This is a genomic window from Vibrio sp. McD22-P3, from assembly GCF_021568915.1.
GTDB lineage: Bacteria > Pseudomonadota > Gammaproteobacteria > Enterobacterales > Vibrionaceae > Vibrio > Vibrio mediterranei.
The window spans coordinates 36,382-58,198 of the sequence record NZ_JAKGTN010000016.1; the positions used below are offsets into that span (position 1 = coordinate 36,382).

General features: G+C 45.8%; 16 protein-coding genes. 6 read left to right on the forward strand and 10 right to left on the reverse strand.

Annotated features, from left to right (window positions below):
- Positions 1-105: 105 nt before the first annotated feature.
- Positions 106-834 carry a redoxin family protein gene (locus L2W36_RS18475; protein ID WP_006071142.1) on the forward strand — a complete coding sequence of 243 codons (729 nt, stop codon included), beginning with the start codon at positions 106-108 and terminating at the stop codon, positions 832-834.
- Positions 835-917: 83 nt separating this feature from the next.
- Here the strand turns inward: L2W36_RS18475 and L2W36_RS18480 are convergent, their stop codons facing one another.
- From L2W36_RS18480 to argC, 5 genes are all read right to left on the reverse strand, one after another.
- Positions 918-1,274, reverse strand: a complete 357-nt coding sequence (locus L2W36_RS18480; protein WP_006071144.1) for a RidA family protein — start codon at positions 1,272-1,274, stop codon at positions 918-920.
- A 307-nt stretch (positions 1,275-1,581) separates the two neighbouring features.
- A complete protein-coding gene (gene argH, locus L2W36_RS18485) occupies positions 1,582-3,456 on the reverse strand; it encodes an argininosuccinate lyase (protein WP_006071145.1) in 1,875 nt (624 codons plus the stop codon).
- A gap of 265 nt (positions 3,457-3,721) precedes the next feature.
- A complete protein-coding gene (locus L2W36_RS18490; protein ID WP_006071150.1) occupies positions 3,722-4,939 on the reverse strand; it encodes an argininosuccinate synthase in 1,218 nt (405 codons plus the stop codon).
- A gap of 81 nt (positions 4,940-5,020) precedes the next feature.
- On the reverse strand, positions 5,021-5,809 hold the full coding sequence (argB, locus tag L2W36_RS18495) for an acetylglutamate kinase (protein WP_006071152.1): 789 nt from the start codon (positions 5,807-5,809) through the stop codon (positions 5,021-5,023).
- Positions 5,810-5,824: 15 nt separating this feature from the next.
- Positions 5,825-6,829, reverse strand: coding sequence for an N-acetyl-gamma-glutamyl-phosphate reductase (gene argC, locus L2W36_RS18500; protein ID WP_236110992.1), 1,005 nt, complete (start codon positions 6,827-6,829; stop codon positions 5,825-5,827).
- A 181-nt stretch (positions 6,830-7,010) separates the two neighbouring features.
- On the opposite strand from argC, the gene argE reads away from it, so the two are divergent.
- The 3 genes from argE to L2W36_RS18515 all read left to right on the forward strand — a co-directional run bounded on the left by argE (position 7,011) and on the right by L2W36_RS18515 (position 11,891).
- Complete coding sequence (gene argE, locus L2W36_RS18505) at positions 7,011-8,150, forward strand: acetylornithine deacetylase (protein ID WP_006071156.1); 1,140 nt, start codon at positions 7,011-7,013, stop codon at positions 8,148-8,150.
- Between the two features lie 182 nt (positions 8,151-8,332).
- Positions 8,333-10,966 carry a phosphoenolpyruvate carboxylase gene (gene ppc, locus L2W36_RS18510; protein ID WP_038222284.1) on the forward strand — a complete coding sequence of 878 codons (2,634 nt, stop codon included), beginning with the start codon at positions 8,333-8,335 and terminating at the stop codon, positions 10,964-10,966.
- Between the two features lie 385 nt (positions 10,967-11,351).
- Positions 11,352-11,891, forward strand: coding sequence for a PadR family transcriptional regulator (locus L2W36_RS18515; RefSeq protein WP_236110993.1), 540 nt, complete (start codon positions 11,352-11,354; stop codon positions 11,889-11,891).
- 122 nt (positions 11,892-12,013) lie between these two features.
- Here L2W36_RS18515 and metF read toward each other — a convergent pair whose 3' ends face one another.
- The 3 genes from metF to L2W36_RS18530 form a co-directional block, all read right to left on the reverse strand.
- Entirely contained in the window at positions 12,014-12,904 is an 891-nt protein-coding gene (gene metF, locus L2W36_RS18520) for a methylenetetrahydrofolate reductase (protein ID WP_006071160.1), read from the reverse strand.
- A gap of 337 nt (positions 12,905-13,241) precedes the next feature.
- Positions 13,242-15,668: a bifunctional aspartate kinase/homoserine dehydrogenase II gene (locus tag L2W36_RS18525; RefSeq protein ID WP_236110994.1), complete on the reverse strand. Its 2,427-nt coding sequence runs from the start codon at positions 15,666-15,668 to the stop codon at positions 13,242-13,244.
- A gap of 8 nt (positions 15,669-15,676) precedes the next feature.
- Positions 15,677-16,846, reverse strand: coding sequence for an O-succinylhomoserine (thiol)-lyase (locus L2W36_RS18530; RefSeq protein WP_236110996.1), 1,170 nt, complete (start codon positions 16,844-16,846; stop codon positions 15,677-15,679).
- Positions 16,847-17,105: 259 nt separating this feature from the next.
- Here L2W36_RS18530 and metJ point away from each other — a divergent pair, with 259 nt between their 5' ends.
- A complete protein-coding gene (gene metJ / locus L2W36_RS18535; RefSeq protein ID WP_006071165.1) occupies positions 17,106-17,426 on the forward strand; it encodes a met regulon transcriptional regulator MetJ in 321 nt (106 codons plus the stop codon).
- A gap of 66 nt (positions 17,427-17,492) precedes the next feature.
- Here the strand turns inward: metJ and L2W36_RS18540 are convergent, their stop codons facing one another.
- Positions 17,493-18,752, reverse strand: a complete 1,260-nt coding sequence (locus L2W36_RS18540) for a malic enzyme-like NAD(P)-binding protein (protein WP_006071167.1) — start codon at positions 18,750-18,752, stop codon at positions 17,493-17,495.
- A 301-nt stretch (positions 18,753-19,053) separates the two neighbouring features.
- Entirely contained in the window at positions 19,054-19,272 is a 219-nt protein-coding gene (rpmE, locus tag L2W36_RS18545) for a 50S ribosomal protein L31 (protein WP_006071169.1), read from the reverse strand.
- A 283-nt stretch (positions 19,273-19,555) separates the two neighbouring features.
- On the opposite strand from rpmE, the gene priA reads away from it, so the two are divergent.
- Complete coding sequence (priA, locus tag L2W36_RS18550) at positions 19,556-21,757, forward strand: primosomal protein N' (protein WP_236111187.1); 2,202 nt, start codon at positions 19,556-19,558, stop codon at positions 21,755-21,757.
- Positions 21,758-21,817 lie beyond the last annotated feature (60 nt).

A 21,817-nucleotide genomic window follows, 5' to 3' on the forward strand; every position in this document is an offset into this window, starting at 1 on the left:
TCAATCCATTTTTTTGATAATGGTCTCAACGAAGCACAGCAGTAAGCGCTAAGCTCACAGAGATTTTCAAGTTAATCGAATTTAAGATTCCATAAGGACAAGATTATGTTTGCATCTAAAGAAGGCCAAGCCGTTCCTCAAGTGACATTTCCAACTCGTCAAGGTGACGCATGGGTTAATGTAACCACTGATGAACTTTTTAAAGGTAAAACGGTTATCGTATTCAGCTTGCCGGGTGCTTTCACACCAACCTGTTCTTCTAGCCACTTGCCACGTTACAATGAACTGTTCCCAGTCTTCAAAGAACATGGCGTAGATGAAATTCTTTGTGTGTCTGTAAATGATACATTTGTAATGAACGCTTGGAAGAACGACCAAGAAGCAGAGAACATTACCTTCATCCCAGATGGCAATGGTGACTTCACTGAAGGCATGGGTATGCTGGTTGAGAAAAACGATCTTGGCTTTGGTAAGCGCTCATGGCGCTACAGCATGTTGGTGAAAGATGGCATCGTAGAAAAAATGTTCATCGAACCAAACGAGCCGGGCGACCCGTTCAAAGTCTCTGACGCAGATACTATGTTGGGCTACATTGCACCTGATTACCGAACTCAAGAATCAATTACAGTATTCAGTAAGCCTGGTTGTCCGTTCTGCATGAAAGCAAAACAGAACCTAATTGACCACGGCTTGCAGTATGAAGAGGTCATTCTGGGTAAGGATGCAACAACGGTAACACTGCGCGCTATTTCTGGTCGTACTACAGTTCCGCAAGTCTTTATCGGCGGTAAACACATTGGTGGTAGCGAAGAGCTAGAAGCTTATCTAGGCTAAAGCTTCTTACACTCAAACAGACACTAAAAAAGCGAGTCCCATATGGGCTCGCTTTTTGGTTTCATCTAAGGGTAGCTTTTGGCTTACTTTGTCTCAATTTCAGCAGCAATAACAGAAATCTCAACCAACAGCGCTTCACGCGCCATATCACCAGTCACACACGCACGAGCTGGAGCAAAACCAGCGGGAACCCAAGCATCCCATACTGCGTTCATTGCTTGGAAATCTTGCATGTCTTTTAGGTAGATAGTTGCCGACAGCATGTGCTCTTTGTCACTACCTGCTTCCAAAAGCAACGCTTCAACCTTATCGAGCATGGTTTGTGTCTGCTCTGTAATATCTTTCGTCGCGTCTGCACAAACCTGACCACATAGGTAAATAGTACCGTTGTGCTTAACAATGCGGCTCATGCGCTCTTTCGTATGGATGCGTTCAATCATTCTTCTCTTCTTAGTCTCAGAGGACGGCTTATAGTGAAACAGGAAAGCGTATTCTAACGGATTCGATAGAAGTTCAACACGGCTACACTGTGACATGCTTGGCGATAACAGAATTCAATCAAGGATTTGCCGAACGGCAGAAAGAAAAAAGCCCCGCAGTCAACCTTGACTCGGGGCCTTCTTAGATTCTTCTAAGAAAAAGCAGTGGTACTTTAATAGACCGCGCCTTTTCTTATTTGTTCCCAGAAAAATGATCTTTTTTTAAAATTTTTTCGATCTTTTTCTTACTCAGTTATTTTTCAATGATTTAGGCAACATTCATCTTAGTAATTATTTGCTCTACTAAGTTAACTTCCAACGCTACCTCATCACAAGCATGCTGTCTTGGACACTGATCACAGTCTTTCAGAACTTTCTCAGGCAATAGCGTCTTCGACGTTGGAATGAAATCATGCTTCATAAAGAACTCTGGCGTACGAGTTAGTACAAAGACCTTCTTAATCGCCATCTTACGCGCTTTCTCAACCAGGTGTTGCACAATAGCAGTACCTTGCCCTTGACCTTGCCAACCTGCTTCGACACCTAGTGAGCGAATTTCAGCCAGTCCTGAGTCATACACATACAAGGATGCACAGCCTGTTACTTCCCCATGATGTTCTGCTACCGCAAATGAGCCAATGTCACGCACCAATTCATTACGACTGCGCGGTAAGTTCTCTCCAAGGTTGGCCCAATAAGCCACCATGCTTTCCAACGCATCGATATCAGTGAGTCTTGCAGAACGGACTTTCACTGCCGAGTTATCACGAGCACTTAGACGCTTTTCTGCCTGATCAACTGCATAAGCCACTTGCTGAGGCGCAACACCACCTAAGGCACTACGTTTCTCAAGACAGCTTTCAATAGTAAGAATGTCATACACGTCTTGTTCAATGACTGGAGAGAACTCTTGCAGCTCAGCAATAGATAATTCTTCTAGAGCACAGCCCTTAGCAATTGCACTCACCACCGCAACGCCAACAATATGGTGCGCCTCACGGAACGGAATACCTTTAGCTACCAGATAATCAGCAAGCTCGGTCGAGTTTGCGTAACCTTGCTTCGCCGCTTCAAGAGTACGTTCACCATTTACCTTGATACCATCAAAACACAGTGCTGCCATTTCCATGCAGTCGTTCCAGGTATCTAGTGCATCGAATAGACCTTCTTTGTCTTCCTGCATATCTTTGTTGTAAGCAAGTGGCAACGCCTTTACTGTCATCATCATGCCAGCCAATGAACCGTAGACACGGCCCGTTTTACCACGAATTAACTCAAGCGCATCCGGGTTCTTTTTCTGTGGCATTAGAGAAGAGCCAGACGTCACTGTATCTGCGAGCTCAATGAAATTAGATTCACCAGAATTGTAGAAGATCATGTCTTCAGCGAGACGAGATAGGTGCAACATCGAGATAGATGCGATAGACATCAGCTCCATAACATGGTCACGGTCTGATACGGAATCCAGACTATTACGTGTTGCTCTTCTGAAACCAAGGTTATGAGCTAGCTGCTCACGATCCATCGGATAAGCCGTCCCAGCAAGTGCTCCTGAGCCTAATGGGCATGTATCCAGACGCTTGATAGCATCTTCCAAACGCGAATAATCACGCTCAAACATCTCTACGTAAGCCAAACACCAATGTGCAAATGTCACCGGTTGAGCACGCTGCAAGTGAGTGTAGCCAGGAAGCACAGTATCTTGATGGACTCTCGCCACCTCAACCATTTGCGATTGCAGTCTATCTAAACCGAGTAATAGCTGTTGACCTTGCTGACGACACCATAACTTTAGATCGGTCGCTACTTGGTCATTACGAGAACGTCCAGTATGCAGTTTTTTGCCGAGGTCGCCGACTTTGCCAATAAGCTGTTGTTCAACCCAGCTATGAATATCTTCCGCATCAGAGCGTAAGATTTGCTTAGGATTTTCCATGACCTCAAGCTTAAGTTCGTTTAATGCTAACTCAAGCTTTTGCTGTTCTTCCTCAGTTAATACATCCACCGATACCAACGCTTTTGACCAAGCAATTGAGCCAACAATGTCTTGCTCAGCAAGTCGGTAGTCAAAGCGCAATGAATCATTAAAGTCTTTGAATCTCGTATCTGCTGCTTGGGTAAATCTTCCGCCCCATAATGCCATCGTGTCTCTCCTAACTGCTCAATCTTCACTGCTTTGTTCGGCTTAAATCTGATGCAACTCAGTTTCTTTATTGTTAGGGTTCAACTTACGGCAAATTGAATTAAAAATAAAGTAAAAATTCATTTATTTCACATAAATATTCAAAATAAATCAATTTAGTGACTGACGTTGCGGCAAAAAACAAGAAACCCATTTGATATCAAATGGGTTTCGTTATTTCAATCAGTATAGCGAAGCATGCGATCTCATGCAGGGTGATATGAGATTACTTTCTCTTCACTTCGTTAAGAGCACGGATACGGCTTGAAAGTGAGTACAGGCGGATAAAGCCTTCTGCATGACTTTGGTCATACACTTCATCTTCACCAAACGTCGCAAACTCTTCGCAGTACAGGCTGTTCACACTGCGTTTTTGCGTCACAATCGCTTGACCTTTGTATAGTTTGATAACAACTTCGCCGTTAACGTCTTGAGCAAGCTCTTCTGACGCCGCAAGAATTGACTTACATAGCGGTGTAAACCAACGACCATCATAGACAAGGTGCGACGCTTTAATGCCTAGCTCTTCACGGAACTCAAACGACGTTTTATCCAAAACAAGTTGCTCAACCGCACGTAGCGCTTCCATCATAATAGTGCCACCCGGAGTTTCATAACAGCCACGAGACTTCATACCAACCAAACGGTTTTCAACGATATCAATACGACCAACACCGTGCTTCGCACCTTTTTCATTTAGGTACACTAGCGCATTGTATGGCGTCATTTGCTCGCCATCGACAGCAACGACTTCACCTTGTTTCACTTCTAAAGTCACATACTCCGCTTCGTTTGGCGCTTGCTCTGGGTCAACAGTCCATACCCAGCAATCTTCATTTGGTGCATTCCAAGTATCTTCTAGAACACCACCTTCTGTAGAGATATGCCATGCGTTCGCATCACGTGAGTAAATCTTGGTCAGAGAAGCAGTACACGGAATATTACGCTCTGCCAGATAGTCTAAGCACTCCTCACGGCTAACGAGATCCCATTCACGCCAAGGTGCTATCACTTTTAGGTCAGGGGCAAGCGCTGCAAATGCACCTTCAAAACGAACTTGGTCATTACCCTTACCTGTACAGCCATGACACAGTGCGTCCGCGCCTACTTTACGTGCCACTTCAACCTGAGCCTTCGCAATGATAGGACGTGCCATTGACGTGCCTAGTAGATATTTGCCTTCGTAATACGCACCCGTCTTTAACGTAGGGAAGATATAATCTGCGACCATTTCTTCTTTAAGGTCAGCGATGTAACACTCTGATGCACCCGATGCTTTGGCTTTTTCTTCAATGCCGATAAGCTCTTCTTCGCCCTGACCAACATCCGCCACAAATGCTACAACTTCACAGTCATAGTTTTCTTTTAGCCATGGAATGATCACAGACGTATCCAGACCGCCGGAATAGGCTACAACAACTTTTTTTACAGATGGTTTGCTCATGTTTCTCTCCTTGTCCGAGCCTGATTTTGGCGGTCAGTGCCTCGGGTTACTCAACTATTCAGATAACTGTTTTAACAAAAATTAATTGGGTACGAACTGGGTGCCGATGCTTTTACCAGCAAACAATTCGACTAACTTATTCGGATAGCGCCACGTGGCGACTTCAATTGGACGGCCAAGATCGTTCGCCGCTTCCAGAGCAGCTTGAACTTTAACGATCATGCCGTCGGTAATCACTTTGCCTTCAATCAAGGCATCCGCCTCTTGCTGAGTTAAGCTCGGCAACAAATGACCTTTGCCATCTAATACTCCACTCACGTCAGAGAGCAGGACTAATTCCGCATCTAATGCACCTGCTACAGCAACAGCCGCTTGGTCCGCATTAATATTCATTAGCTGACCTTGATTATCAAGACCGATGGAGCTAATGATAGGCAGAGCACCGGTTTTGAGGACAGCTTGTAATACCGCAGGGTTACCTGGTTTCGCACTACCAACAGCACCTAGTTCAGGATCTAACTCGCTCACCTCACACAAGCCGCCATCAGCAAGACTCAAACCTACCGCATTAATACCCGCTTTGATGGCATCACCTTGAAGCAACTTGTTGGCCGTACCAGCCAGTGCGCCAGCAATTAATGGAATTTGGTCGTAAGGAGTAACACGTAGCCCTTGCTTTTTTACTGTTGGAAGATTCAATTGCTTCATTAAATCATCCACCAGGTAGCCACCACCATGAACAATCACAATCTCGCGTTGTGCTTGTTTCTGATAGTCGGAGATTGCTGCAAACAGTTGCCCCAGTGTCTTTGAACAAGACAGCGCAGCACCACCTAATTTGATAACTAATGGTGTATTTTGATTACTCATTCCGCGTTCCTCGCTCTAGATAAGTGCCGTTAACTGGGCAAACTGGTTTTTAATGTTTAGGCACTGCATTGCTTGGCTCGATGCCCCTTTTAGCAAGTTATCAATGGCTGAAACAACGATGATATGTTGACCCTGTAGCTTCCAACCTAAGTCGCAGAAAGGGGTGTTCTCAACATCTTGAATTCTTGGAATCACATTACCTTTAACGCGTACACCAGGCTGTCCTTGATACGCTGACGCGAATGCAGCTTCAACTTGTTCCTCAGTCACACCCTCATTGAGCTTCATGGTAATCGTTGCAAGGATGCCACGTTTAAAGTTGCCTAAATGAGGCGTAAAGATCACATCACAACCTAAGTGTGTGGCAATCTCTGGCTGATGTCTGTGATTGAACAACCCGTATGGTTGCAGGCTCACTTCACAAAAACTATTGGTCATGGTCGCTTTGCGGCCCGCACCTGTCACTCCACTAGTGGCGTTAATCACTGGCCACATTTGGGTATCGATAATGCCAGCTTCCAGCAAAGGCTTAATCGCCAGTTGCGAAGCGGTTGGATAACACCCCGGAACAGCAACTAATTGAGCATGCTCGATATCTTGTGCATTCCATTCAGCTAAGCCATACGCCGCCTTGTCCAACCAGCTTTCATTTTGATGCTCAAAGCCGTAGAACGTGGTATAAAAATCGTCGGCTTTAACCCTATAAGCACCTGATAAGTCAAACACTTGGCAACCTTGTTCTAAAAATTCTGGTGCCAAGTCATGACTGACTTCATGCGCTGTGGCAAGAAAAACAATATCGCATTCACTTGCCGCCTTTTTGACGTCGTTTAATGGTTGAACCGACATATCGACTAAGCCTGCAAGTTTGCCATGCAGTTGTGAAATCGGCTTACCTGCATCCACACTATTGGCGGACACGTATAAACCTGATAGCGTGAGTTCAGGGTGTTTTGTGACCATAAGAGCGAGCTCCGCTCCTGTGTATCCTGTTGCGCCAATAATGGTGGTTTTCAGCATTTCTCTACATCCGTTAATGAGTCTGTTGAACTAGGCTTGTTATATCGGTTTATGAATACGGCAATTAATGACTATAAATATAAAAAAAAGCTCTTTAATTGATTTTTTATTCATTAATTTTGATTTAATATATGTTTTACCGTCTTAAGATTAATCTGTCAACAGTAGAAGCGAAGATAATATGCAATTACCCAGTTTTTTAGAGGTCTACAAAGGCCTAATTAGCACTCCTTCGATCAGCTCCACCGATCCGAGTTGGGACCATGGCAATGCAAAAGTCATCGAAAAGCTGGCGACTTGGATGAAGGATCTTGGCTTTGACGTTGAAGTTATCGAGGTAGAGCCAAACAAATTCAATATGATTGCGAAGAAGGGCCAAGGTGAAGGTGGCTTACTCTTAGCTGGCCATAGCGATACCGTACCTTTTGATGAAGGCCGTTGGAGCTTTAACCCTCATGAGCTAACCGAAGCCAACGATCGTTTCTATGGTCTAGGAACGGCAGATATGAAGGGCTTCTTCGCCTTCGTTTACGAGGCAGTGAAGAAAATTGATTGGAGCAAACAGACCAAACCTCTTTATGTCTTAGCGACCTGCGATGAAGAAACCACAATGCTTGGCGCACGACACTTTACGGATAATGCACCTTTCAAACCTGATTATTGCATTATTGGCGAACCAACCAGTTTAGTGCCTATCCGCGGTCATAAAGGGCATGTGGCTAACGCCATTCGTGTAACAGGAAAGTCCGGTCACTCGTCAGATCCTGCTCTTGGTGTTAATGCGATTGAGATTATGCACGAAGTGTTGTTTGCCATGATGAAGCTGCGTGATCGCTTAATCAAAGAATACCATCACCCTGGATTTGCGATACCTAGCCCAACCTTGAACCTTGGACATATTCACGGTGGCGACAGTGCCAACCGCATTTGTGGCTGCTGTGAGCTGCATTATGACGTCAGACCGCTACCGGGAATTAGCTTAGATGGACTGGATAATTTGTTACGAGATGCATTAAAAGAAGTCGAAGCTAAATGGCCAGGCAGGTTATCCATCACTGCGTTGCATGAACCTATTCCCGGATACGAGTGCGATCACCATCATCCGTTTGTTGGTGGCATGGAGGCACTGTGCGAAATCCCGTCAGAAACGGTTAACTACTGTACTGAAGCACCGTTCTTACAGCAATTGTGCCCAACTTTGGTGCTTGGACCTGGCTCTATTGACCAAGCACACCAACCTGATGAGTTCTTGAGTTTCGATTTTATCGATCCAACCATCGATATTTTAGCTAAATCTATACGCCAATATTGTTTCGAGTAACTTACAAGCTGTAATAAAATTTCAACAATTCAATGAATAAAGTTCACTAAGTGTGCGGATTTCGTGCCAACACGATAAACGCAAACTTGGTTTACTTTATTTGACTCGCACTAGCATTTTTAGCTAGATTGTGAGGCTGAGAAGGAATAATGGATGTAGTTAAATTACAAGGCAGGACGACTATGAACGAAAAATATGCCCCATTGAAGAGCAATGTTAGGATGCTAGGGCACTTGTTGGGTAACACCATCAAGGAAGCGCATGGAGACGAGATTCTCGAGAAAGTAGAGAAAATTCGTAAGCTTTCCAAATCCGTTGTGCGTGCAGGCAATGAAGCCGATCGTGAATTACTAATTGAAGAGATTACCAACCTGCCGAATGAGCAACTCACACCTGTCGCTCGTGCATTCAACCAATTTCTAAATTTGACCAACATTGCCGATCAATACCACACCATTTCACGTAGCTGTGAAGCAGATGTGTGTGAACCGGATCCAATTTCGTCATTATTTTCAAAACTAAGCCAAGAAAACATCAGCAAGCTCGATAGCGCTCAAGCGGTTCGTGATCTTAATATCGAACTTGTGCTAACGGCTCACCCAACCGAAATCACTCGTCGCACCATGATTAACAAGCTGGTGAAAATCAATGAGTGCTTATCTAAATTAGAGCTAAACGAACTTTCGGTTAAAGAACGTAAAAGAACCGAGCGTCGTCTGGAACAATTGATTGCCCAAAGCTGGCACTCAGATGTAATTCGTCAGCAACGCCCAACGCCACTTGATGAAGCAAAATGGGGCTTTGCGGTTGTTGAAAACTCGCTTTGGGAAGCAGTACCAGAATTCTTACGTGAATTTGATGAGAAGCTGAAAGGCTTCCTTGGTGAAGGTCTGCCTATTGATGCGCGTCCAGTGCATTTCTCATCTTGGATGGGGGGCGATCGCGACGGTAACCCATTTGTGACTCACAAGATCACGCGTGAAGTCATGCTTCTCTCTCGCTGGAAAGCAGCAGAACTTTACCTGAAAGATTTCCAAGAGCTGATCACTGAGCTCTCGATGGTCAAATGTAACGACCAAGTTCGTGAGCTTGCTGGCGAACAGCACGAACCATACCGTGCAATTCTAAAACCAGTACGTACGTTGTTAATGAATACCCTTGAAGTGATTGAAGCACAAATCAATCGTCAAGAGGTGCCAAACAAACCGATTCTCGAAGATGCCGACCAACTTTGGCAACCGCTAATGGCGTGTTACAAGTCACTGCGTGAAAGCGGTATGGCTATCGTTGCCGACGGTTCACTGCTGGATACCTTACGCCGTGTTAAAGCGTTTGGTGTACACCTAGTACGTCTCGATATTCGTCAAGAAAGCACTCGTCACTCAGACGTTATCTCTGAGCTTACTCGCTACCTAGGTCTAGGCGACTACGACCAGTGGAGCGAGCAAGACAAAGTATCATTCCTTATCAATGAGTTGAGCTCTAAGCGTCCATTGCTTCCTCGCGATTGGGAGCCATCGGAAGACGTTCAAGAAGTATTGGATACTTGCCGTGTTATCGCTTCACAATCTCGCGAAGCCTTCGGAGCCTATGTCATTTCTATGGCACGTACTGCCTCAGATGTACTGGCTGTACACCTAATTCTTCAAGAGTGTGGTTGCAAGTTCCGTATGGACGTGTGTCCGCTCTTTGAAACGCTAGACGACCTGAATAATTCTGAAGCTGTTATGAAGCAGCTGTTCGATATCGACTGGTATCGCGGCTACATTCAAAACCATCAAATGGTAATGATTGGTTACTCAGACTCTGCTAAAGATGCCGGTGTTATGTCGGCGGGCTGGGCTCAGTACAGCGCTATGGAATCCTTGGTCGAAGTGGGCGAACAGGCCGGTATCGATATTACTCTCTTCCATGGTCGCGGCGGTACCATCGGTCGTGGTGGTGCGCCTGCACACGCAGCACTGTTGTCTCAGCCACCTAAGAGTCTGAAAGGCGGCTTACGCGTAACTGAGCAAGGGGAGATGATCCGCTTTAAGCTTGGTTTACCAGAGATTGCCGTAAACAGTTTTAACTTATACGCTAGTGCGATTCTAGAAGCTAACCTTCTGCCACCACCAGAGCCAAAACAGGCATGGCGTGACTTAATGGAAGTGCTCTCTGAAGTGTCTTGCGAAGCTTATCGTAAAGTAGTTCGTGGTGAACCTGACTTTGTTCCGTACTTCCGTCAAGCTACCCCTGAACTTGAGCTGGGCAAACTACCACTAGGTTCTCGTCCTGCGAAACGTAACCCTAATGGCGGCGTAGAAAGCTTACGTGCGATTCCTTGGATTTTCTCATGGAGTCAAAACCGCTTAGTTCTGCCTGCTTGGTTAGGGGCCGGAGAAGCGATTCAATACTCCATTGATAAAGGTCACCAAGCTCTGCTGGAAGAAATGTGTCGTGAATGGCCATTCTTCTCAACTCGTCTTGGTATGTTAGAGATGGTGTACACCAAGTGTAATATGGAAATCTCACGCTATTATGACCAACGCTTGGCTGCACCAGAGCTATTACCATTGGGTGATAAGCTGCGAGCTCAACTGCAGCAAGATATTAAAGCGGTACTTAATGTAGAGAACCATAACCACCTAATGCAGAGTGATCCTTGGGGCCAAGAATCGATTCGCTTGCGTAACACCTATGTCGAACCACTCAATATGCTTCAAGCTGAGCTGTTGTATCGCACTCGTCAAAGCGAAGACACTGAAGCTGAACTAGAAGAAGCACTCATGGTAACTATCGCTGGCATCGCAGCTGGCATGCGAAACACCGGTTAGACGATATATTATTTTACAAAAAAGACAAAAGGTCGCACATTGCGGCCTTTTATTTTTAGTGGCATACTTATTGAGAGTTTTGTTAGTTTTTTGAAGTGGTATCACGTTCTATTCCACTTCTTGCTTATAGAATTCGATATACTTACTTACCACTGTTCGATAAAACAAAAATACTATTATATCGACAGTGCGGGTCACGTGATCACGTGACTTCCTAGGTGACAAAGGCTTAAAACAAGGTTACACGTGCCAACAAGATTGGCATTGCTCTTTTGCGCGAGTTTCCTGGAATCATTTTTGAATTCCAAGGCGCTTTCGCAGTCGTACATCTGCGACGTGGAGCAACATAATTATTATTACGTTATTGACCATTTGGACTTAAGACATGTCACTACCACACGTAATCCTTACTGTTCTTAGCACTCGCGATGCGACTGGCTATGACATCACTAAGGAATTTTCTGCGAGCATCGGTTACTTCTGGAAAGCAAGCCACCAGCAAGTTTATCGTGAGCTAAACAAAATGGCCGACAAAGAACTGGTTACTTGCAAACTTGAACCCCAAGAAGGCAAACCAGATCGTAAAGTTTACTCAATCACTGACTCAGGCCGTAGCGCGTTAGGCGAATGGTTTGAACAACCAACGGTACACCCTACCGTACGTGATGAATTCTCAGCGAAGCTAGCGGCCTGTGCGGTACAACCATCAGCTGCATTCCGCATTCAACTTGAAGAGTTAATCGAAGAATCGAAAAAGCTTATTGCACACTACCGTGAAATTGAAGCAGCCTACTACGCTACACCAAACACATTAGACAAACACGCTCGCCTTGAGCGTCTAACACTGCGCCGTAACCTACTTGCTCGTCAAGCATGGTTAGAATGGGCAGAAGAAGCGCTGTCTGAATTAGAAGCGTTAGCGTAAAACAAATAGACAAGCTAGGGTCGCTATCGACCTAGTTTGGTTCTTGAGTTCAAAAAAGCGTCAGGAGTATCGTAATACACCTGACGCTTTTTTGTTGCAATTGAGGAAGTCTTAAGAGATCACTAAACTTGGGGGCGTACGCCTAGTGTATGGCACAGTGCGTAAGTCATTTCAGCACGGTTTAGTGTGTAGAAATGGAAGTCCTTTACTCCTTCACGACTCAATACGCGAACCATATCAATCGCCTGACTCGCACCGACTAATTGGCGAGTCACAGGGTCGTCATCCAAACCTTCAAACTGCTTCTGCATCCAACCAGGTACTTTTACCTTGTTCATGCCGGCAAAGCGTGACGCCTGCTTAAAGTTTGAAACTGGTAGGATACCTGGAACAATTTCCACATCGATACCAGCGGCCACACAACGGTCGCGGAAACGCAGGTAACTTTCTACATCAAAGAAGAACTGAGTAATCGCTCGGTTTGCACCTGCATCCACTTTGCGCTTTAGGTTCAGTAGATCTGCTTGAGCACTCTTCGCTTCTGGATGTACTTCTGGGAAAGCCGCTACCGAAATATCGAAATCATGACGCGACTTTAGCAGTTCGACCAGATCAGAGGCATACATATCCGGTTGGCCACCACCTGCTGGGATATCACCACGTAGCGCAACGATGTTCTTGATACCGTTGCTCCAATAATCCTCAGCAATATCAATAAGCTCATCACGAGACGCATCAATACAGGTCAGGTGGGGCGCCGCGACAAGTCCAGTCTCTGATTTAATTTCTTTGATAATTGAATGAGTACGATCGCGCTCGCCAGAGTTCGCTCCATAGGTCACAGAAACAAACTTAGGTTGCAGCGTTTTTAGACGGTGAACAGATTTCCAAAGGGTTTCTTCCATTGTTGGCGTGCTCGGTGGAAAGAACTCAAATGAAACGTTGATATTGTCAGAAAGCTCAGCAATATTCTGGTTCAAAGCATCGATGTGTCCAGCGTGTGTGTATCCCATGGTTCTCTCCCTAAATACCAAGGTTGGTTATCCCATCCAACCTTAGATAAAACCTGTCTGTCTATATCTAAATTTTATGTTTTGACGTTTAGACGTCTATATGTCTACAGAATGAAATGAATGGCATTTAAAGTCAATAGAGTCATTATGAATTTTTTTCATGTGCTTAGTTAAGGAAACTAAAGCAGAGTCACGCGTTTCAGGAGATCTTCACTTTCGAGAAAGTAACGAGTGCTGGGGTAAGAAGGGACATAAGGCAAAAGCAACAAATAAAAAGGCTAGCGGTTATCGCTAGCCTAGAGATAGAACTAATTTAAAACCAACAACTTGTTGTGCGCTAGAAGAAACTCGACATTAGATTTAAATCCGACTGAATCGCACCGGCAGTTACTTCACGTCCCGCTCCCGGACCACGAATTACTAATGGGTTATCTTTATACCACTTACTTTCGATAGCAAAGATATTGTCACACGGCAGCAGATTGGCAAGTGCATGCTCTTTAGACAAAGCTTCAATACCGACACGAGCTTTACCTTGGCGATCAAGACGCGCCACATAACGCAGCACTTTGTCTTCACGCTGCGCCTTCTCTAGACGTTCTTGTAGGATTTCACTCAGTAGCTCTGCCTTTTCAAAAAAGCCATCCAGAGACAACTCCTTAAGCTCTTCCGGAACCAGTGACTCCACCGCTACTGCATCAGGCTCAATATCTAACCCAGATTCACGAGCAAGAATAACCAACTTACGCATCACATCTGAGCCATCCAGATCGGCGCGAGGATCCGGTTCGGTCAAACCTTGTTGCCAAGCCAAATCCACCAGCTCACTGAAAGGCACACTGCCATCAAATTGCTGGAACAACCAAGATAACGTCCCAGAAAAAATACCAGACAACGCCACAATATCGTCACCGCTTTCACGCAAATCGCGCACTGTATGGTTAATTGGTAACCCTGCGCCTACCGTCGCGTTATACAGCCAGTGACGTCCCGTTTTCGAGAATGCATCTTGCACTGCGTGATAACTAACACTTGGTGCAGAACCCGCTACTTTGTTGGCCGAAATTAAATGCATGCCATTTTCCGCAATGCTTTGATACTGCTCTGCTAATGCAGGACTCGCCGTCACATCAAGAACAACAACTTCATCGTAACCTTGAAGATTAGCAAGCTGCTGTAACCAAACGTTGCCCTGGTACGCCACAGCTTCATCCTCGTAGCGCTCCAGCACGGTTTGCTCATTAATGCCTTGGTCATCAAGCCAATACGTTTGGCTATCCACTACGGCAACTAAGTTAAAACTCATTCCACGGCGCTTTTCTAGCTCGCTTTTCTGCTCTTTAAACAGCGCCAACCAACTAGAGCCAATATTACCCTTGCCACATAAGGCGACAGCAACACGTTTTTGAGCTTGGAACAACTGGGTGTGCACGGACTTAAGTAGAGGTTGAATGTCAGACTTTCTCAACACAGCAGCAAGACTTAACTTAGATTCTGCTTCCGAGAAAAACTCTACCGGTGCATGTTTAAGCTGCTGATAAAAACCAAAACAGTGGTTGGCATTCTTAGTCACACCAGCCCCTACAGCAGCCAGCATGGAATACCCTTCTCTTAGCTTAATCTCCCCTTCAATTGCTAGGTCTTGCAACTCATTGAGTGCCCCGGATGCAATTTCTGCCGTATAAGCAAGGCGCAAACGTGCTTGATCAGACTGCGCTTCAAACGCTAGCGGCTCAAGCTGTGCTCGCTTCAAACCATTCAGCACTTCGTTTTGCGCGCGAGCAAAATCATGACCACTGGCGAATGCGAGGTCAATCAACAGTACTTCATCTAGCGAGGTAATGATCTTAGCACCGCGCCCAGACGCCAGCACTCGTTCTATACGCGTAGAGCCTGACTCAGGTTGATAACTGCAACGTAAGTTCAAATCCATAACACTTTGCGCCACAGGTTGAAGCGTACGGCTATGTAGCACAGGGGCGGCCAAGCGAGCCAATTCACTGGCTTCATCCAGCCTTAATAATGGGAGAAGACAGGCATCGCTCACCACACGAGGGTCAGCACTATAGACCCCTGCAACATCACTCCAAATTGTCACGCAAGAGACTTCGGCAAGTGCTCCAATCACAGTCGCCGAATAGTCAGAACCGTTTCGCCCTAACAAAACCGTCTCACCTTCATCGCTTTGCGCCATGAAACCGGTAATCACAATACGATGATGAGCATGCTGAGCTAACACATCTTTAATCAAGGCATAAGACTTCGCACGATCGACTTCCGGCTGCGTGCCAAATTCTGCTCGTAAGAAAGCGCGAGCGTCTTGCGCCACCGCAGGCAAATCAGATTGACGTAAAAGCGCAGCCAGTAATCTAGAAGACCATACTTCACCGTGACCAAGCACGGCCGCACGCTGCGCCTCACTCAAGGGATAGCCCAGTTCACCTAAAGTACTGAACTCATCACTGAGCAGCGATTTAAGCTGCTCTGCTTCATCACCTTGCAACAACTCATCAATGAGCTCGTTTTGGAACTGTCTTAAAAACTGAAGGTGTTCATGAGCAATACGACCATCTTTATTAAGCGCATCGAGAAACTCAATTAAACGGTTTGTGGTTTTGCCTGCAGCAGACACCACAATTAAATCTTCATTGTGTGAGTAATCTTTAAGAATGGAAACGACACGACGATAACACTCAGGATCCGCCAAGCTACTGCCGCCAAATTTATGTAGTTGCTTCTTCGCCGGAGCGGGTGTGGTACTCATAACTCAACTTATCCTTGGAACGTTTTCGCTTTATCAAATGCTTGCTGTAAATCGTCAATCAGATCGGAGGCATCTTCCAGCCCCACAGACAGGCGCAGTAATTGCTGAGAAACGCCCGCTTCTTCTAAGGCTGCTTCTCCCATTGCTCGGTGTGTCATAGAAGCGGGGTGACAAATCAAACTTTCAACACCACCAAGTGATTCAGCCAATGAGAACAACTTGAGTTCACCCACAAAGTACTTAAGCTGTTCAAAACTTCCTGCAAACTCAAAACTCAACATAGAGCCAAAACCTGACTGCTGTTTCTTGGCAATGTCATGTCCTGGATGTTCAGGCAAGCTTGGGTGATAAATCACTTTGACCAGTGACTGCTGTTTTAAGAACTCGAGAATATGTTGAGAGCTCTCTTCATGCACACGCATACGAGCACCTAACGTACGAATACCACGTAGCGTCATATAACTATCAAAAGGTGTTCCCGTTGCTCCAATACAGTTGCCCCACCACGCAAGCTCTTCCGCGTGCTCTTCTGTTTTGGTGATCACAACGCCACCAATCACATCAGAGTGACCATTGATGTATTTGGTGGTTGAATGGATAACAAAGTCAGCACCCAGCTCTAAAGGCTTTTGGTACACAGGCGTCAGAAAGGTATTATCAACCGCCACTAGCGCGCCGACTTGTTTGGCTTTTTCGCAAACAGCAGCGATATCGACGACACGAACCAACGGGTTGGACGGCGTCTCAAGTAAAATGAGTTTTGGTTTCGCTTCAAGTGCAGCATCTAACGCCGCCTCGTCGCTTTGGTCGACAAACTGAACTTTAAAATCACCCTTTTGCGCACGAGTATTGAATAGTCGATAACTACCGCCATAGCAGTCATGCGGAGCCACGATAGTGTCTTCAGGCCCTAAAAAAGCCGACGCCCACAAGTTTAGCGCAGACGTACCACAGTTAGTGACAACGGCTCCTTTACCAGATTCGAGCTCATACAATGCTTGCTCCAGCAAACCACGGTTTGGGTTTCCAGAGCGGGTATAGTCGTAAGTAGGCACTTCTCCAAACGCAGGGAAACCATAGTTAGTAGAAAGGTAAATTGGCGGTACCACAGCATGGTGCTGGGTATCTGATTCGATACCAGTACGTACGGCTATTGTCGCTGGCTTCCGATTGCTCATAGAAACTTCCTTTATCAAATCGCATTGGGCTGATGGGCTGTTATTCAGTGTCTACTTTTGTCAGTGAATATGGAACCAACAAAAGTGGCAAACATTAAAAAATTAACATTGCGTTAAAATGAATGTCCACTTTACTTTCCATTTTGTGAGACGTCAACACTTCTAGACGTCTATATGTCTTTGCTTATGGCAGTAAATCCCGCTAAAATTGCAGCATTCTTATTACTACTACTTATGATTAACAGAGCGAAGGTGTGCAATGGCAGATTGGAACGGCGAATACATTAGCCCATACGCGGAGCACGGAAAAAAAAGCGAACAAGTAAAAAAGATCACGGTGTCTATTCCGTTGAAGGTGCTAAAGGTATTGACTGATGAACGTACTCGTCGCCAAATCAATAACTTACGCCACGCAACCAATAGTGAACTATTGTGCGAAGCCTTCCTACACGCCTACACTGGTCAACCGCTTCCAACCGACGAAGACTTGAGAAAAGACCGTCCAGACGACATCCCAACAGAAGCTAAAGAGCTGATGACAGCAATGGGAATTGAGTTTGAAGCGTTCGATGAAGAGTAAATTCTGACGTAGAATGAAAAAAGACGGCATTTATGCCGTCTTTTTTATTTGCTCGAGTATGAGAAATTAAGCCATATAATTTTCTGGCATCTCAATTCGCGCAACACCGGAATCGACTGCAGCTTGAGCAACCGCTTTGGCTACACGTGGCAGCAAACGTGGATCCATTGGTTTTGGAATGATGTACTCCTTGCCAAAAGTAAGTGACTCTACACCAGCCGCTTTTAGCACCTCTTGTGGTACTTCTTCTTTGGCAAGCTCACGAATTGCCTCAACCGCAGCTAGCTTCATTTCGTCATTAATTTCACTTGCACGTACATCAAGCGCACCGCGGAAGATAAATGGGAAGCACAGGACATTGTTTACTTGGTTAGGGTAGTCAGAGCGCCCTGTGCCCATAATCAGGTCATCACGTACGTCATGAGCAAGCTCAGGTTTGATTTCTGGATCTGGGTTTGAGCAGGCAAACACGATTGGCTTATCCGCCATCAGTTTCAAAGCTTCTGGTTCAAGTAAATCAGGGCCCGATACACCTAGGAACAAATCTGCACCTTCAATGACGTCTTCTAAGGTACGCATGTCGGTGTTGTTAGCAAATAGCTCTTTATACTCGTTCAAATCGTCACGGCGAGTATGAATCACACCTTTACGGTCAAGCATGTAGATCTTCTCACGCATCGCGCCACATTTAATCAATAGCTCCATACACGCGATAGCTGCTGCACCAGCACCAAGACATACAATGCGCGCTTCTTTCAAATCTTTACCTTGAAGTTCAATCGCGTTTAGCATACCTGCTGCCGTTACAATCGCAGTGCCGTGCTGGTCATCGTGAAACACTGGCACATCACAGCGTTCAATCAGTCGACGTTCAATCTCAAAACAGTCTGGGGCTTTAATATCTTCTAGATTGATACCACCGAAGGTATCAGAGATGTTTGCTACAGTATCAACAAACTCATCAATCGTGCGATGTTTCACTTCGATATCAATAGAGTCTAGACCAGCAAAACGCTTGAACAGTAGCGCTTTACCTTCCATAACAGGTTTCGACGCCAGTGGGCCTAAGTTACCTAGCCCCAAAATCGCAGTACCGTTAGAGATGACCGCAACCATGTTGCCTTTGGCTGTGTACTTATAAACATTTTCAGAGTTTTGTGCGATTTCACGCACTGGCTCAGCCACACCTGGGCTGTATGCAAGGGCGAGATCAGCCGCTGAGTCAGCAGACTTAGTCAGAGCAATTTCAATTTTTCCAGGGACGGGGTTGGCATGATAATCAAGCGCTTGTTGGCGAAATTCGTCGATTTGTTGGTCATCGGACATGGTGGCAATCCTGCTTATTCTACGAGTATTAAAGACTGAATGTGTGAGTATAAACCGCTTTGTAATTATTAGCTTTGTAATTATTAGCTTTGCTTCTAAAGGGTTACAGACTCAACAGAGTGGACAACACGAACGGGGATACTGACGCATGGTCTGTGCGACAGCGGTTCGTCACTCTGATTTATTAATACTACGCTAGATAGTTAGAATTTTGAATGGATTGTATACAGAATTGTTTTATTTTTGCCTCAAAACAAAAAGGACGCCGAAGCGTCCTTTTCTAGAATCTGCAAAAGTAAGATTACTTCTTGCTAGATAGAGCACCGAAACGCTTGTTGAAGCGATCAACACGGCCGCCTGTATCAACGATACGTTGCTTACCAGTGTAGAATGGGTGGCACTTGTCACATACGTCTAGGTGGATAGAATCTTTACCTAGAGTAGAGTTGAATTCGAATGTGTTGCCGCAAGAGCAAGTTGCTGTTACTGCTTTGTATTCTGGGTGGATACCAGCTTTCATGGGGAAACCTCAAAGTTTAGGCCGTGTCGCCATCCGATTCTAAGCCGGACACCACACGTAGTTTAATAAAAGACTTATGATATCGCTGTTACTGCAATAAATGTAGAACAAGCCATACCATCAAGGCGCAGTATAGTAATGAATAGTGCCTTTAGGATCAACTAAAATTGCCACTTTTTTCGCCACCTTTAGGTGGATTGACTCAGTTTATTCAATTAACGGTTTCTCCTAACGGACATAGCTAGGTAGAATGGCGCTCTCTTTGAACAATACCGATTCCACTATGCGCCCAAACGTAGCTCGTGTTGCACTGCCAGTGCCACTGGATAAACAGTTCGATTATCTAGTCCCAACGCACCTTTTCCCTGTGGTGGGCGGCCGAGTATCAGTGCCTTTTGGACGCCAGACCTTAGTTGGTATTGTCACTCAATTCAGCCACCAATCAGACTTCCCCATTGATCAGCTCAAGCCCATCAAAGCGGCACTTGATACCAGCCCAGTCTGGCCAAAGCCACTGTTCGAGCTAATCTCTTGGTGTAGCCAATACTATCAATACCCATTGGGCGACACGTTAAACAACGCTCTACCCTCGTCATTGCGCAAAGGAAAGCCTGCAGAGTTTGCTGCTACCGTTGAGTGGCGTATTACAGAAGCAGGCAAGAATCAGCTCATGGCTGGGTTTGGACGAGCTGTGCAACAAGCAAAAGTCATGCATATGCTGGAGTCTGGCCCTTGTGCTCATCAGGCGTTCATTGATAATGAAGTCAGCTCTAGTGTCTTAAAAACACTGACTGAGAAAGGCTGGATTGAATCGCATGAGAAGCTAGCCCCTGCTCCACGTTGGCCAGAAACGATGACCAACCCACCGACAGAGCTGAGGCTGAATGCTGAACAAGCTGTAGCGATCGCGTCAGTAAATAGCCAAACCGAATTCGGCTGCTACCTGCTAGAAGGGGTGACAGGTTCGGGGAAAACCGAAGTTTATCTGCAAATGATCGCACCAGTACTTGAGCGCGGCCAGCAAGCGCTTGTCTTAGTGCCAGAGATTGGTTTAACACCACAAACCATTAACCGCTTTAAAAAGCGTTTCAACGTGCCTATTGAAGTAATTCACTCTGGGCTTAACGATACCGAACGGTTGAATGCATGGTTGAGTGCTCGTGATAAAGTCGCGGGTATTGTTATTGGCACACGCTCGGCGTTACTCACACCATTTGCTGATCTCGGCATTATTATTGTCGATGAAGAACACGACACATCATATAAACAGCAAGACAGCCTGCGTTACCACGCGCGTGACGTCGCCGTTATGCGTGCCAATAAAGAACAGATTCCAATTGTACTAGGTTCTGCAACACCATCGATAGAAACTCTGCAAAACGCGCTGAGTGGTAAGTATCACCATCTGATTTTGAGCCAACGCGCAGGTCTTGCAGTGCCAACGACCAACAAGGTTATCGATGTCAAAGGGCAATACTTAGAAGCGGGCTTGTCCGCTCCCCTTATTGCTGAGATACGTCGCCACTTAGAACTGGGCAATCAGGTAATGCTGTTTCTTAACCGTCGAGGTTTCAGCCCAGCGTTGATGTGTCATGAATGCGGATGGACCGCTGAGTGCCGTCGCTGCGACGCCTACTACACCTACCATCAATCTAGTAATGAGATTCGCTGCCACCACTGTGGTTCACAGCGACCCACGATTCATCAGTGCGAAAGTTGTGGCTCCAATCAGCTTGTCACCGTTGGTGTGGGGACCGAGCAGCTTGAAGCACAGCTTGAAAGTCTATTCCCTGATTTTAATACCATTCGAATTGATAGAGACAGCACTCGTCGTAAAGGCAGCCTTGAGAGTGCTCTTGAGGCGATTAAAAAGAATGAATACCAAATACTGATTGGCACGCAAATGCTCGCCAAAGGTCACCACTTCCCGAACGTGACCTTAGTAGCATTATTAGATGTGGACGGCTCGCTATACAGCAGCGATTTCAGAGCGTCGGAAAGACTGGCACAGCTCTTCATCCAAGTGGCCGGCCGCGCAGGCCGAGCGAGTAAACCCGGTGAAGTTCTGCTGCAAACGCACCACCCCGACCACCCTCTGCTGCAATCACTACTGCATAAAGACTATCGTCATTTTGCAGAAACCGTGATTGAAGAGCGTAAATTGGCTATGCTGCCACCGTTTAGCTTCCTAACTTTGATTCGTGCCGAAGCTAACAACAGCAATGACGTTGAGGCGTTTTTGCGTCAAGTGAGACATTCACTTGAGGCGCATCCGTTATTTGATCATCATTCGATGGTGTTAGGTCCTACACCAGCACCTATTGCTAAGCGAGCAGGGAAAGCAAGATGGCAGCTAATGCTTCAAGTACCCACGCGTCCATTGATGCAGAAAATCGTCACCAGCGCTAAACCCGTCATCGCGCAACTGCCACTCACAAAGAAAGTTCGCTGGTCGATGGATATCGAGCCACAAGATCTCAGTTAAACGGTAAGAATTGATTAATTTCAAAACTATAACTAGCTCTAGTTGTGATAAGCTTCACAA